Origin of the sequence: Paenibacillus sp. JNUCC32 (assembly GCF_014863545.1) — a bacterium.
GTDB lineage: Bacteria > Bacillota > Bacilli > Paenibacillales > Paenibacillaceae > Paenibacillus_AQ > Paenibacillus_AQ lautus_A.
Genome location: NZ_CP062260.1, coordinates 4,369,159 through 4,383,961 on the forward strand (window position 1 = coordinate 4,369,159; position 14,803 = coordinate 4,383,961).

Annotated in this window: 10 protein-coding genes and 1 pseudogene; 4 read left to right on the top strand and 7 right to left on the bottom strand. The window is 53.3% G+C overall.

The genetic code is table 11. The features are described 5' to 3' along the window. Positions 1 to 64: 64 nt before the first annotated feature. Both JNUCC32_RS19575 and JNUCC32_RS19580 read right to left on the bottom strand, forming a co-directional pair. Entirely contained in the window at positions 65 to 4,117 is a 4,053-nt protein-coding gene (locus JNUCC32_RS19575) for a tail fiber protein (protein ID WP_192569547.1), read from the bottom strand. Positions 4,118 to 4,396: 279 nt separating this feature from the next. Beyond that, positions 4,397 to 5,335 (bottom strand): aldo/keto reductase family protein, encoded by a 939-nt coding sequence (locus tag JNUCC32_RS19580; protein WP_192569548.1) that lies wholly within the window; start codon positions 5,333 to 5,335, stop codon positions 4,397 to 4,399. A 160-nt stretch (positions 5,336 to 5,495) separates the two neighbouring features. On the opposite strand from JNUCC32_RS19580, the gene JNUCC32_RS19585 reads away from it, so the two are divergent. Further along, entirely contained in the window at positions 5,496 to 5,834 is a 339-nt protein-coding gene (locus JNUCC32_RS19585; RefSeq protein ID WP_009594357.1) for a winged helix-turn-helix transcriptional regulator, read from the top strand. Between the two features lie 139 nt (positions 5,835 to 5,973). On the opposite strand, the pseudogene JNUCC32_RS19590 reads toward JNUCC32_RS19585, so the two are convergent. Both JNUCC32_RS19590 and JNUCC32_RS19595 read right to left on the bottom strand, forming a co-directional pair. After that, positions 5,974 to 6,180: pseudogene (locus tag JNUCC32_RS19590) on the bottom strand (KGG domain-containing protein); the annotation flags it as partial. A gap of 143 nt (positions 6,181 to 6,323) precedes the next feature. Beyond that, a complete protein-coding gene (locus JNUCC32_RS19595) occupies positions 6,324 to 7,073 on the bottom strand; it encodes a MerR family transcriptional regulator (RefSeq protein ID WP_192569550.1) in 750 nt (249 codons plus the stop codon). A 184-nt stretch (positions 7,074 to 7,257) separates the two neighbouring features. Here JNUCC32_RS19595 and JNUCC32_RS19600 point away from each other — a divergent pair, with 184 nt between their 5' ends. Next, complete coding sequence (locus JNUCC32_RS19600) at positions 7,258 to 8,214, top strand: LCP family protein (RefSeq protein ID WP_192569551.1); 957 nt, start codon at positions 7,258 to 7,260, stop codon at positions 8,212 to 8,214. 46 nt (positions 8,215 to 8,260) lie between these two features. On the opposite strand, the gene JNUCC32_RS19605 is transcribed toward JNUCC32_RS19600, so the two are convergent. Beyond that, complete coding sequence (locus JNUCC32_RS19605; RefSeq protein WP_192569552.1) at positions 8,261 to 9,040, bottom strand: helix-turn-helix transcriptional regulator; 780 nt, start codon at positions 9,038 to 9,040, stop codon at positions 8,261 to 8,263. 174 nt (positions 9,041 to 9,214) lie between these two features. Here JNUCC32_RS19605 and pyk point away from each other — a divergent pair, with 174 nt between their 5' ends. Further along, entirely contained in the window at positions 9,215 to 10,630 is a 1,416-nt protein-coding gene (gene pyk, locus JNUCC32_RS19610) for a pyruvate kinase (protein WP_192569553.1), read from the top strand. 145 nt (positions 10,631 to 10,775) lie between these two features. Continuing rightward, on the top strand, positions 10,776 to 11,990 hold the full coding sequence (locus JNUCC32_RS19615; protein ID WP_192569554.1) for an L-dopachrome tautomerase-related protein: 1,215 nt from the start codon (positions 10,776 to 10,778) through the stop codon (positions 11,988 to 11,990). Positions 11,991 to 12,052: 62 nt separating this feature from the next. Here the strand turns inward: JNUCC32_RS19615 and JNUCC32_RS19620 are convergent, their stop codons facing one another. Both JNUCC32_RS19620 and JNUCC32_RS19625 read right to left on the bottom strand, forming a co-directional pair. Beyond that, positions 12,053 to 13,933, bottom strand: a complete 1,881-nt coding sequence (locus JNUCC32_RS19620) for a cyclic nucleotide-binding domain-containing protein (protein ID WP_192569555.1) — start codon at positions 13,931 to 13,933, stop codon at positions 12,053 to 12,055. Between the two features lie 72 nt (positions 13,934 to 14,005). Then, complete coding sequence (locus JNUCC32_RS19625) at positions 14,006 to 14,620, bottom strand: hypothetical protein (protein ID WP_096775120.1); 615 nt, start codon at positions 14,618 to 14,620, stop codon at positions 14,006 to 14,008. Positions 14,621 to 14,803: the final 183 nt, after the last annotated feature.

Here is a 14,803-nt window from a genome sequence, read left to right on the forward strand (position 1 = left end):
AAAGAGCTGCTCCGGGACCAACGGCCCTTCGGTGCAGCTCTTTTTCTTCTATACTCGAAAACCACTATTTAGACGGCATATCTCCGATCATCCCCGACGCTGATAGCATCCGTAGAAGAATCGTTGCCGTTTCCGCCCTTGTCATATCACTCCGTGGTCTCAGCTTGGCATCGTAACCGCTCATGAGTCCGCTGAAAACCACTTCGCCTGCAGCCCCCTTCGCCCAGCTTGCCAATTCGGCACGGTCTTGGAAAGCAGCCAGCACAGCCTCCGAATCCATGGCCTCTACCATTGGGGAACCCTCAGCGAACTTTAACGCTCTTGCGAAAATAACCATCGCCTCCTGTCTGGAGATCAAGCCATTCGGCAAAAAGGTCCCGTCGGCATAACCGTGTATGAGTCCGCTCCCGCTTGCCGCCGATACGGCCCCCACATACCAGTCCCGGGAAGTTACATCTTGAAACGAGCTTGTATTGCCTTGCTCCGTTAAACCGAGCGAGCGTACCATCATGGTGACGAATTCCGCACGGGTTACCGGTTCATTCGGATGGAATCCGGCGGCGCCTCTGCCGCCAACGACAAGGCGTGACGCCATCTCGTTCACCGCCGCCTCGGCCCAATGGCCTTTCATATCCGATAATTCTTCGTCGTGGCTGATTAAAGCATACGTACCGTTGTATAAACCTTTTATTATGGCGTAAGTGCGACCTTCCCGCGTAACCAGCCGGGTTGGTGCGTGATAGACCTTCCCTTGATCATCCAGCAGGACGGCCGTTGTCACGATGGCAGCTGACCCCTCTGCCACGGGAACTTCCAGCTCCACATAAGAGGAATAGGTATTTCCGCTCAGCCGTTTTCCTTGATCATAGGCTGCGACGCTAACGTCTATGGAGCCATAATGTTCACCAAAATACTTCCCGTTCCCGACCTGCTTCAGCTTTGCGCTGATCGCGGCGTTGCCATCGGCTAGCCCAAGTTGAATCGTGCCTTCCTTCGTTCCGGCAAGACTGCCGATCTGTTCAGAAATGGCTTGAACCGGAATACGGACGCTGCCTGCCAAGGTCTCGAATGCAATCATCGCTCCGCTTGCTTCAAGCGCTTTGGCTGACTTGCCATCCAGAACCACCACGGCTTGATCAAGCCCCTCCGTGGCGCGCAGCCGGACGATCGGTCGGCTGTTCTTCTCCTGTGGCAGCAGCGATTGGAGCCTGTCTCCGTTCATCTTGACGGTCAGCACGGTCTGTCCATTCTCTTTCGTTATCTCCGATGATATCAAGCCGGTCTGCAATACATCATTGAAATACGACGTGACGTGGCTGCTGCCTGACGGGCTCTGCCCTGAGCCTGCCCCTTGACCTGCTTGAGAACTCCCGCTTACGCCAGGTCCTTGACCTTCCGAAGATCCTGATCCGCCCCCCGGCGTCCCCGGATTGGAAGGATTTCCGGGTTCAGGTTCAGGAGAAGCGGCTGCCTCTCTGGTCACATCCACCGTGTAAGTTTTCGTAGCTCCATTCTGAGCCGTAACCACAAGATGAATGCTGTTGCTTCCTACCGCTAGGCTGATCGAATCTGATGCCTGTCCGGCGGAGACAGCCTTACCGTTTATCGTCACCGTTGCCTGAGGATCGGAAACGCTCGGCGTTATGCGGATCTCCGTTATACGGTTTCCAACATGGCTAATGTAGCTGGTGACAGCAGGGTTGAATGCCGGAGCAAGCGTTCCAAACGATAATGCTAATCCGCTTAAATCCGCATCGCCCGGAACGGGTATCTCGGCACCGGCCGGTCTTGCGCTCACCTCTTCCGAAAATGCGCTGGAACCCCCGACGTTACCGGCTTTCACCGCAAAATAATAAGTCGTTCCGTTCAGTAAATTCCCTGCCGAATACGTCGAACCCGTAACCGTTGCGATCGGTGAGCTCCCGTATACGCCGGACTCCGTCCCGGAATAAATATCGTAATAAGTCGCACCCGTTACGGTGGACCACAGTAAGGTCACCTCACCATCTCCTGCTGTAGCCGTCAAATTTGCAGGTGCTAACGGTGCTGCGACAGGCCCAGCCTCCGTTGTAAAGCTCCAATCTCCAGGGCCCTTCATGCCTGCATAGAGGTTGCCTGCTGCATCCTGAAATGCGCCCTCCTCTATTTCGACGTAATAACGCGTAAGATACGACAGCTGTCGCGTCAGACTTACCGCAACCTTCTCGTCGATCACGCTGACGCGGGAGCTATCGGTTACGTCGATCGACTCGATCTTTTGATGGTCCGCCGCTCTCATAATCGATATGTATTTGCCGCTGCTTGCGGTTACGGGTTCATCGAACGTGAATTCAAGTTTCGTCCCGATCGGCACGTCATCCGCCAGATGCAGAGGAGTCCGATCCACCACGACAGGCGCATCCGCATCGTTCCATTTGGCATACAGCGTCAGGTTAGCCAGAATGGGTGTCTTAAAATCAAATGGAAGCTGAAAGATTCGATCCATATACCACCCCCCGAAGGCATAACCGGGTTTTACCGGATCAACGAGCTTCGTTGCTGTTGTATGATGAGGGACGACCTCATCTGCCACGGGAGAACCCCCGTTGCTGTCGAACGTCACGGTTTTGGGGAAATAGATCGAGAAATGAACCTCAGCCTTATTCCCTGCACGGTCGGTTACGACGAGATCGAATTCCCCTTCCGTGTTAACCCTGTCTCCGCTTTGAAACGCTTGCTGATTGAGCGTTGCGCTCCCTTCATTGAAGAAGATTTGCAGCTCCCGATCGTATTGGCCTCCATCTGCCACGCCTGAAACCAGAGGCGCGGTTTGGTCGATCTCAAAATCGGCCTTGACCGTTTTTCCGCGAGGCGACTCGACGACCAGTCTATACTGGCCATCCTTGCGGATGGTCGTACCGCTGGCAAAAGGCTGCCCGTCCAGCGTTCCCGTGCCATGGGTATAAACAGGCGTTACTTCGTGATTATAAATTCCTCCATCGGTTACTCCGCTTATCCGGGGTTCAGGCTCTGCCACGTGGATGGTAACGCTGGTTACGCTGCCGCTCTTGTTATTATTGCTAGCGATATATGTAAAAGAATCTGTGCCAACAAAATCGGCATCCGGCGTATAGGTAAAGGAGCCATTCTTATGAAATGTTATCTTTCCATGAGCAGGCAGATTCAATATTTTGGCTGTAAGAACATGGGAATCATTACTCATCACCCCCGGGGACGATACCGTTAATGGTGTGGAGACAGCTGTTGTATATTGATCGGAAACACTTACAGGCTGAACTTGCTGCAGGGTTGGAACGTATCCGTAATGGGATACGTAATACTGCGTCAATGGCTTGCCCCTAAGATCAGGAACTCCAAATGTTTGGTTCGGAGTTCCCCCAAACTTGTTGCCGATTAACTCATAAAGTGCTCTGTTCGCTGTAACATTCAGAAGCTTGCCGTCTGCCATATAGGATGCTAGCCCCGGGATTTCCAAAGGAAACATGCGTGTCTCGCCGACATACACCTCACCAGTGTTGCCTGGATGGATCCCGGCCTTGGCGGCGAAATACCGGATGTTGGGCTGCACAGGGTCAATCTGCGGCAATTTAAAGCTGTCCTGCCTGTCTTGGCCGAATGTAGTACCGTACACACTGTACAGAGGTTCAGAATCGCTTAAAGCGCGGCCATCCGTCGTCACCCAGTTATCATTCATCTCCATATAGTAGGGAAAGAGTCGAAGCTCCCCCAGCATCGTATTGGAGGTCAGTCCACTGTCTCTCGGATATAATCCCTCAGCAGCGATATAATATCCCATGCCCGGCACCGGTTCTTCCTCCCGTAAATCAGGCAATGCAAACGTCTTGGTGCCATCCCCTCCAAAGTTGTTGCCCAGTAGAGTATACAAAGCGGAGTTTTCCAGACTTATCGTTAACACTTGCCCTGCACAATATATCCACCCTTCGGGACCATCCCGGTAAGGAAATAGACGGACCTCCCCCAGATATTGAGCGTCTGGAAGATTAGCCCTAACCGTCTTCGGAGATGCGAGCACACCCAATACAACCTCTAAACCTATTAGAATGGACAACATCACCTTCAACCATTTCGCGGATGCTATCGGCCTTCGTTTTTGCATATTGCAACTTCTCCCCCTAATGCATTTGTCCTGTTTCAGTAATATAATACTAAAAAGTATTATAACATTACTAGGGAGTATTATAAATGATGGAAGGTATATTTCAACAAGAAAATGTCTTCTAATAGAGGGGGGGCGTTAGCCAAAGAGACACGCAAAAAAAGATGGCCTCTGAACCTAGTCAGAAGCCATCTTATATAAATCTTTCATACTGCCCTCGGGTTCTCTTATCCCAAGGGTCCATGCGAAAAAGTTTTAGTTCTTAGTCGATTTACTTCCCTATTTCAGAATCTCCTCGATGCGAGTCTGAACATCTTCGTAAAGTTCGATACCGGATGCCTTCGCATTCTCGGTTACCTGCTCCGGACGGCTTGCGCCGACCAGTGCGCTGGCTACGTTCGGCTGACGCAGAATCCACGCAAGCGCCAGATTGCCCACGGACACGTCAAGCTCTGCCGCAATCTTCTCCAGCTCGCGAACCTTCGCGATTTTCTCCTCGGTAATGCCTTTGCGCATCCATTCCAGCTTCGCGGCTCGGCTGTCAGCCGGAATATCGGAGGCAGAGGTATATTTCCCTGTCAGCAGGCCTTGTGCCAGCGGGGAGAATACAACCTGCCCAATGCCGGAGCGCTCGCTGAGCGGAATGATTTCCTTTTCAATATAACGTTCAAACATATTGTAGATGGGTTGATTGACCACGATGCGGTCGAGGAGGAAACGATCCGCTACCGTCAATGCCTCCGCAATTTGCGATGCCTGCCACTCGCTGACGCCGACATAGAGCACCTTGCCCTGGCGAACAAGGTCGTCGATCGCGCGAAGCGTCTCGTCCAGCGGCGTTTCCGGATCATGGCGGTGGCAGTAGAAAATATCCACGTAATCATGGCCAAGACGCTTCAAGCTGGCATGTGCCTGCTCCATGATATGCTTGCGGGACAAGCCCCGATCGTTCGGGCCGTCGCCCATCGGCCAGAAGGCCTTCGTGGCCAGCACGTACGATTCGCGCGGATACGCTTTCAAGGTTTCGCCTACCAATACTTCGGCTGCGCCCTTCTCGTAAACATTCGCCGTATCAAAGAAGTTAATGCCCAGATCATAAGCCGTTTTAATCGCGTTAACCGCATTCTCGCGTTCAACGTAACCTCCGTATGTAAGCCAGCTTCCCAAGCTGACCTCACTGACCTTGAGACCTGTGCGTCCTAATCTTCTGTATTTCATGGCAAATCCTCCTTCAATAGATTAACTTGGATGCTACATTAACTATTTTAAAGGAGTTCCTATTCCCACGGAAGAAGTGAAATGTTCTTCACTATATTATAGGAAGGATAGCTGATATACTGTAGTATAGTTAATAGAATACCGGAAGGAGCCTATGGTTATGGGAAATAAAGCGAGCAGTTACATACCGAAAACTCCCGAACATATCGAATGCAATATCGAAAAAACGCTGCTGGTCCTAGGGGGAAAGTGGGCTTTTCTCGTCATTCGGGAGCTCTTTGGAGGCACGAAACGATTTGGCGAGCTGCAGCGGCAAATCCCGAATGTCAGCCCGCGGGCGCTGACCACGACGCTTCGCCACTTGGAAGAACAGGGCGTGCTGGAGCGCGAAGTATTCCCTACCGTTCCGGTTACGGTGGAATACACCCTAACGCCGAAGGGCATGGACCTGCATGTCATCTGCAAGGAAATGAAGCTGTGGGCGGCAAGGTGGACTTAAATTCAAGATAGCTGACAGCGTCCGGCAAACGATCCGAACCCGACGGTTAGCTCAAAAAAAGCAGCGGCGGATTCCGTTTAACGGGAACCGCCGCTGCTTTGTTAAAAGCTTGCTATTTTTAGATTGTCGACTTCATTTAATCGTTATTGTTTTGATTGCCGCGGGATTCTCCGCCTTTGCGGCCGATTCCCTCGTAGAACTCCTTATCGTGGGAATCCGATGTGGCCTCTCCGCCCTTACGGCCGATTTCTTGGTAAAACTCCTTGTCGTGATTCTTGGCCGTTGCTTCGCCGCCTTTGCGTCCGGCTTCTTCTCTGCTCATTTTGTTGCCGTTGTTGTTAGCCATTGTTCATCACTCCTAAGTTGTTTTTTGTTGCTGCTACGTCATCTATTTAACCCTTCGGAAAAAAATTAAACATTACTTGGTTCATTGGGCTTATATCTTCAGAAATGACAAAAGCCGCGGCTCGCGCGGCTTCATCATAGGATTTACGTCAGATTCGCATACGCCTCTGCAGCCGCATGCAGATAATAAGCCAGCCCCGTCTGCTGCTCTTCCAGCATCCGCAGATGGAATTCATCGTGCAGGAAAAACTTCGTTTGCCCGGCAAAATCGGCGGCGGTAAAAGCGTGGCCATGCTCGTTCATAAATCGCAAATGTTCGTGGATCGAATCCCGAACACGCTCATCATCGTGCCTGATTCCCGTTATCAGCGCATTAGCCATGCCGGCCATAAAGCCTGCCGCTTCCTTCGCTTGCTCGTTCATATTGGGAACATCCATCGGTGCTCCGTCAAGCAGATCCACCTCGTACCGCTCCTTCAAATGTTGATTCTGCTCAGCCAAGGCATCCTTCCACTCTTCTTCGCTATCAAAACCTTTGAACAATTCTTCCGGCTTCATGCTTTTTCCCTCCCCAACGTATTCTATGGACTGCCTCAACGTCTGCAGAACGCGCTCCAGCCGATTCCACCGGGCCAGGAGCAGTTTCTCCTGCTCCGTGAGAATGGAGAGCCGATCCGGCGTTTCCTCCATCAGCTCTTTAATTTGTTCCAACGGAAAATCCATCTCCCTGTAGAACCGGATTTGCTGCAAGCGCTCCAGTTCCGCCGCGCCGTACAAGCGATACCCCGCATCGCTGATCTCGGCAGGCTGCAGCAGTCCGATTTTGTGATAATGATGCAGCGTCTTGATGGTTACCCCGGACAGTTCCGAAACCTCTTTTACCGTGTACAGCATGCTGTTCCCTCCTTCGATCTACAGTCTAAGGCCTCCCCTTGGAGGAGAGTCAACATGATCATGGATCCCGGATCTTTCGAATCTCCGGAATCGCTTTTCTCAAGAAAATATGATTTTTGCTCATTAATTTGCTAGAATGGTCCATTATGCACTCAGTTCAACAGAAAGGATGTTATAGGAAACGATGAAAAGGAAATGGTTCACATACGCCATGCTCTTATTATCCGTTGGAATCTTGGGGATTATCTCGTACTATACCTACGCTATCATACAATTCTCAAACCAAATCTCGACCGCTTCGAATCCGGTGAAGCCAACGGGCAGCACGGGGGCCGCACAGGAAGAGGTCATTGAAATTCCGAAGTGGGAGGGCAAAGAACGCGTCAATATTCTTCTGATCGGAGGAGACTCCCGGGGAGACGATGCCGGAAGATCCGATACCATGCTGGTGGCCTCCATCGATCCCGTTACGAAAAGCGCCCATTTGTTCTCAATTTTGCGGGACACCTACGTGGACATCCCCGGTCATGGCAAAGGAAGGCTGAATTCGGCTTTTGCTTACGGCGGCATCGAGCTGACCAGACAGACCATCAGCGATTTGTTGGACCTGCCCATACATAAATATGTTTACACCGATTTTGTCGGATTCATCGCCCTGGTCGACGCCATCGGCGGGGTCGACATTGAAGTAGAGAAAGACATGTATTACACAAGCAAAGCCGACAAGCACATGTACGACATCGATTTAAAACAAGGGCTGCAGCACCTCGACGGCAAAATGGCGCTGCAGTATGTCCGGTTCCGGCACGATGCGAGGTCCGACTTTGCCCGTACCGAAAGACAACGGATTCTCATGACGGAAGTCGCCAAGAAAATGCAGACCACGAGCTCGCTCATCAAGCTGCCCGGCATCCTGGATTCGATCGCGCCTTATATCGAGACGGACTTAAGCCCGAAGGAAATGCTGAAGCTGATGGCGCTCGGGTTTGACGTGAACCTGGACAAAGTCGATCAGCAGCAGATCCCGCCGTTCTCGCTGCTAACCAACGAGAAGGTCGGACGAGCCCAGGTGCTCGGCGTGGATAAAAACAAATTGCGGCAGTACGTGAAGGATTTGTTCGAAAGCGATGCCGCTGAATAAAACCAGCAAGCAAACGAAAGAGGGCGTATGCCCTCTTTTTTTTCGGCTAGACCGTCCGCGGACGCTCATGCAGCAGCTCCGACGGAGCACTGCCTGTGAACCGCTTATAGATTCTATAGAAGTAGGAGAGGTCCTGATAGCCGAGAAATACCGCAATCTCCTGTACCGTCAGCTGCGATTCCGTCAACAGATAGGCTGCCCGCTTCATCCGCTGGGCGTGCACGTACTGGCTGATCGTCTGTCCCGTGACGCTCTTGAAGAGCGCCGCTGCGTAATTGGGCGTTTTGTCGATGGCATCGCCCAGCTCCTCTTTCGTTATTCTCTCCCGGTAATGCCGCTCAATGTAAGATTTCATCCGTTCCGCATGCAAGTGCTTCTCGGGCGTGATAACGCCCCGATCCAGCTCTCGGCTGATATAAATCAACACTTCTGTCAATAATGCATCTATCATCATCGCATAATAAGATGGGCGCTCCCGCCACTGCTGGTGGATCGCCTTCAAACGTTCGTGGATCAATTCGTAACAGCCCGGCTTATGCTTCAACGCTTCTTCCCGTTCAAGCGCGGATAAAGCCGTGGGCGGCTCTCCCGTCCATTGAACGACCATTTGCGTGTGCGTCACGGTAGGGATGCTTTTGCCGTAATACGGAACGCCGGCCGGAATAAGCAGCAGTTCCCCCTTCTCCATAATCTGCTTATCTCCATTCACCCAATATACGCATTTTCCATAGGTCGCCACGCTTAGCCGCCATGCGCTCTTCCCATGGTCTGCTTCCTCATACCAATCGACGCCGCTAATTTGCCGAACTTCAACCGGAGTGACCATAATCCCACCTCATTTGCGTTACTATAATCCATTCATTGTACTATAGTTCATATCATGATTCGACAAGACAGGCTACAATGTGATCATTAGGGTAGTTCATGAGCTTTACATTTCAAGAAGCCCGAGTGCTGCAAAATGCCGCAGGGTGCAAATACTAAGGAGGAACAACCAACCATGCTTAAGACAAAAATCATCTGTACGATGGGGCCGGCATGCGATTCCATCGAGCTGTTGAAAAACATGATTCAGGAGGGAATGACGGTCGCCCGATTGAATATGGCACATGGCGAGCCGGAGGATCACGTGACCCGGATTCGGAATGTTCGCCAGGCCGCATCCGAATTAAACACGTATGTCCCGATCATGATGGACATTAAAGGTCCCGAAGTCCGGATCGGCAAGCTGAAAGAAGCTTCCTGCCTTCTGAAACCCGGTGAGGAACTGATCCTGACGACCGAAGAAATTCTGGGAGACGCCCAGCGCATCTCGGTCAATTATGCCGAGCTGAATCTAGTCGTGAAACCGGGAGACCGCATCTTGATCGATGACGGCCTCGTAGACCTGAACGTCATTCGCGTCGACGGACCGGACATTCTTTGCAAAATCGTCAGCGGCGGCGTGCTCAAACCGCGCAAAGGCGTCAACCTACCTGGCATCAAAACGACGCTGCCCGGCGTCACCGAGCGTGACGTCATGCATATCGGATTCGGACTGGACAACGACATTGAGATCATTGCCGCATCTTTCGTGCGCCATGGCGACAACATCCGCGAAATCCGCAGCATCCTGAAGGAACGCGGCGCGGAGCATGTGCAGATCATCTCCAAGATCGAAAACGGAGAGGGCATGGAGAACCTGGACGACATCATTGAAGCCTCCGACGGAATCATGGTTGCCCGCGGCGACCTTGGCGTCGAAGTGCCAATCGAAGAAGTGCCGATGATGCAGAAAGAAATGATCGATAAATGCAATCTGGCAGGCAAGCCGGTTATCGTGGCAACGCATATGCTGGAATCGATGCAGGTCAATCCCCGCCCTACCCGCTCTGAGGTGAGCGACGTGGCTAACGCCGTGATCCAGGGCGCTGACGTGGTCATGCTGTCCGGGGAATCCGCCGCAGGCAAATATCCGGTGGAATCCGTGCGTACGATGGCGGCAGTCGCCCGCCGGGCCGAGACGATGATCGATTATAAGGACCAGTTCGCTTTCAAATCCAGACAACAAGTAGCCGATATTACCGAGGTCATCAGCCAAGGCGCGGTCAGCTCTTCCCTCGTGCTGAATGCCAAAGCTATCATTACGTCAACGGAGAGCGGATTTACGGCGCGGATGATTTCGAAATATCGTCCGGAAGCACCGATCATCGCCGTCACGCAGCATGAAGAAGTGCTGGCCAAAATCTGCCTGCTCTCCGGCGTCATCCCGGTAAAAGGCGACAAGGTTACCACAACGGACGAAATGTTCGAGTCCGCGACCCGCAACGCCATCAAGACAGGCTACATCGAAAAAGGCGACATTATCGTATTGTCTGCCGGCGTGCCGATCGGTCAATCCGGCAACACGAATCTGATTAAGGTTCTGCAAGTGTAACGAAACACACAACAAGACCTCTCCGATGATTTAAGCAGCGCCAATCCGACCCTCTGGGCATATAACGAACTCAGAGGAATAAGCTCGTAAGGAAGGCGCTGCCCGTTTCGGGTGAACCGAACACGTTACCGGAGGTCTTGCCAAAATGTATATACCCTATCATCCTATGGGGATGCAGCAGCAGACTGCCCTTCCCCATGCAAGGAAAGCTCATCACCCAACAAGTCCTTACCAAATGCTGTTCCACTGGAACCGCTTGGACTGGAACTTTCCGAATGCTGCGATGAAGCAGCGATTCGAGCTGCATCAATACTGGAAGCACTGCATGCCTGCAGGCGTCAAAGTGGACCGACAGGGGCGGTTCTATGTTTCGGTTCCGCGTTGGGCGGAAGGCGTTCCCGCCACGCTGAACACCATCGTGATGGTGAACGACAAGCCGGTGCTGAATGCTTTTCCAAGCTGGGAGTGGAATACGCCGGGAGATGTGCGAGTGCTGCAATCCGTCCTGGGTTACGAGATCGATGAACATAACCGGATGTGGATTCTGGATCAAGGAAAAATCGCATATAACACCTCGCCCGAAGGCTCCCAAAAGCTGGTCATCTGGGACCTGAGGGCAAACCGCCTGATCGACTCCATCGTCATCCCGGATGATATTGCACCGCCCCGGACGTCGTTCCTTAACGATATCGTGGTGGATAACCGGAACGGTTACGCCTATATCACCGATTCGGGCTCCGGCTGGCCCGATCACGAGGTATACGGCGGCATCATCGTCTACAATATGAGAACGAAGAGATTCCGCCGGGTCCTGGACAGCCATTACAGCACGCAGGACGTGCCAAGGTTCCGGTTCGAGATCGATACGGAGCCGGTCTACCGCAACAAGCCGGTCCGGATCGGCGCGGACGGCATCGCCCTGGCGGTTGATCGCGAAACGCTCTTCTACTGCCAGGTAACCGGACGCAATCTGTATGCGATCGATACGGGGCTGCTGCGTAATTTCGATACCCCCGATCCGCTCATTCGAAATGCCGTTCAAGCTCTGGGGAGCAAAGGAACGACGACCGACGGCATGCATGCCGACAATCAAGGCCATGTCTTCTACACCATGCTGGAAGGCAAAGGCATCGGTTATTATTCGCCCTGCACGCGCTCATTTCACAAGCTGCTGTCCGATGACCGAATGCTGTGGGTGGACGGGGTGGCTTTCGATCAGCGCGGCTCGATCATCTTCAACAACAACCGCCTGCACCGCATGTTCGAGGAGCCGCAGAACATCGACTGGGACGATCCTTACAATCTGATTATATGGAGAGCCTACATCGGCCGGGATGTGAAGTCGTATTTATATGGTTGACGGTTATGAAAAAAGGGTTAGGCAGTTCGGGCTATCAAGCCCTCTGCCTAACCCTTTTCGTATTATAACTGCAATGCTTGACCGCAGCGGCCGCAGTAGCGCGTCCCTGCAGGCGACACGGTGCCGCAACCCTCGCAGGTTAAAGACGGCGGGGCGGTGCCCGGTCCTTCGGAACCGCCGCGCTTCGAATCGGACCCGACCGCTTGCCGGAGCCGTTCCTCTACCTGCTGGGCCGGATTGACGGCCCGATGCATCGCCCTTTCCTCCTTCGTGCCTTGCCGAATGAGCGAAAAGAGCAGCGCAATGCCGATGCCCCCGACCATGACCATGCCGACCATTTTCCACAAGCCCGCCGCATAAGGATAGTCCCAAGCCGCATGCAGCAGAATGCTGATCAGCAGCAGGGCAGCCATCCTCAGGAGCCGATGCGCGGTCGAGCCCCGTTCAGCGGATCTCCCCAGGCCATACCACAGTCCGGCTGCCGCAATGGCCGTCCAGGTGCCGTGCCCGAACGGGGACAGCAGAGCCCGGACCCACAGCACTGCCAGCATCCCCGAAGTCGCATGCTGCTGCAGATACATGAAGCCGTACAGGATGCTCTCAACAGCAGCAAAGCCCATGCCTGCCGCAGCTCCGAATACTACGGCATCCATCAGGAAACGCTGCTTGCGGCCGCGGAGGAAGAAGAAGCATACGAGCAGCTTGGCAATTTCTTCGATAACGCCGATCAGAAGCGATGCCTGCACATGCTCAATGGTCGTTGTCTCCAGGCCGCTGCCGACGGACCAGAAGCGTTCCAGCACCCACGCAACCGGCACGGCGATGATGCCGGAAGCCGCGAATACGGCTGCCAGCCGAATGGGCTTGAATCCGAGCAGCTGGGAGCTGCGCATATAAGCAACAAACGAAACCGGTCCAACGAATCCGCCGGATATCAAAGCGGCATATATCCAAACCGGCTGTTTCAGCCAAATGGCTAGCCCCGTGAACGCAACGAAAATGCCGCCGAGCGCCAGCAGCACATCCATCCAGCGATCTTTTTTGGGAGGGGCCGGAATGACGGCTTCCAGGGTCGCGGCAGCCTCGACTGCAGCTTCCGGCACCTGCTCCGCCTCCGTGAATTGCAGCTTCGCCGATACCTCTTCATTGAGAAGTTCGGGCCTGCGAATCCGCAGCACCTCATGAAATTGCCGCCTGACCGGTTCGTACTGCTGCAGGACAAAATGAAACTCGTCCCGGCCCATCACCATCAGCTCGCCGTTCTCAAGCGCCGTCACCGTGCCCGTATGGGCTTCGCCGCTGAGCAGGTCCATCTCGCCGAAATAATCCCCGGGCTTATAGACCGCCTTCTTTCGGCGCCCGCTGCGCACTTCGAACCGTCCTTCGGCAATCATATAGAAACGGTCAGCCATCGTGCCTTCCGCGACAATGACGTCCCCTTTGTATACTTTCCGCCTGACCGTGACCTCGGCAAGACCGCGCAGCTCCGCGTTCGGAATCGCGGCCCAGATCGTCGCCTTGCTCAGCATCGCATGCATCGTGCGGATTCGGGCCGAGAACGACAGGCTCTCGTGAAACATCGGGCTTGCCGCGGCAAGCCGGCTGAACGCGTTCTGCTCCAGCCGCAATGCCGTTACCTCGCCGATCGCCTGGGCACCCGAAGTCCTTTTTTCCTCTAGAAACAGGGAGACCTCCCCGATCAATGCACCTTCGCCCAGAACGTCCAGCGTCACCGTGTGGCCGATCAGATTCCTCGAAACGATCTGAACCTGCCCGCTCATGATAAAATAACAGGAATTGCCGTAGCTTCCCTCTACGATCAACGGATCCCCGTCATGAAACAACTCCTCATGCATGGACTGGACGGCACCTTCCAATTCATGCAGCGGCACCCCGCGAAACAGCGTATGATTACGCAAAAACTCCATCGCCTTCGTCGTCATCTGCATTCTCTCCATAGACGAAAAGAATCCGCCCAACGGCAGATTCCTCTCTATTCATTATGTACGACTCTATTATCGCATATTTCCGATGATGCTGCTGCGTGATTCTTCCATTTTCTTAATAAAATTCGTCATGACGTCAAAAGCTTCATTGCGCTTGTTGGTCATCGACTGCAGGCGAAGCATGTCCATTTGCTGGGAGTTCGATAGACTATCGATCGATCCCTTCAGCTTCTCCGTGGCTTGATTGAGCTCTTCGGCCGTATATTCCTTCTTGGATGCATCTGCGATGCCTTCCGCTGCCAGCTTGCCGGCAAGATCGTCCGGTATCGAATATTTGCCGTCCACTGCTTCTCCGGTTAAGGCGCTGTTAATGCCTGCCATGGCGTCGTTCTTCTTGGCGATTTCCTCGTTCCGCTTCTGCACGTCCTGAATCTGGTTGTTAAGCTGGGCATCCAGCATCTGCGTCCGCTGCTGCTGTACGACCATCAATGCGCTCTCAATATCCATGCTGGACAGATCGATCTGTGCGACGTTACCGATCCCGCCAATGGCATTGTTCGTTGCGCTTCCTCCTACGGCCTGCTTGACCGACTGGTAAGCCTGGTCGTTCATCATGATGCCCGTGCCTGCCACTACCCCGACCAGAAGAGACGCGGCCGTGGATAAAATCATTTTTCGATTCATCGTTTCAACTCCATTCCTCTAATTCTTTGTGCCTAGTACGAAAATCATAGCAAATGCCTGAACGGCGAACAAAGCAATATTTACCATTTCTCGACAATTTATATAAAATTGAAGGGATTTTTTTCGCTTCCGCCCGCTCGCTGCTTGCCCGATGTCATCCATGGGGATGATTTCGGCTGATGC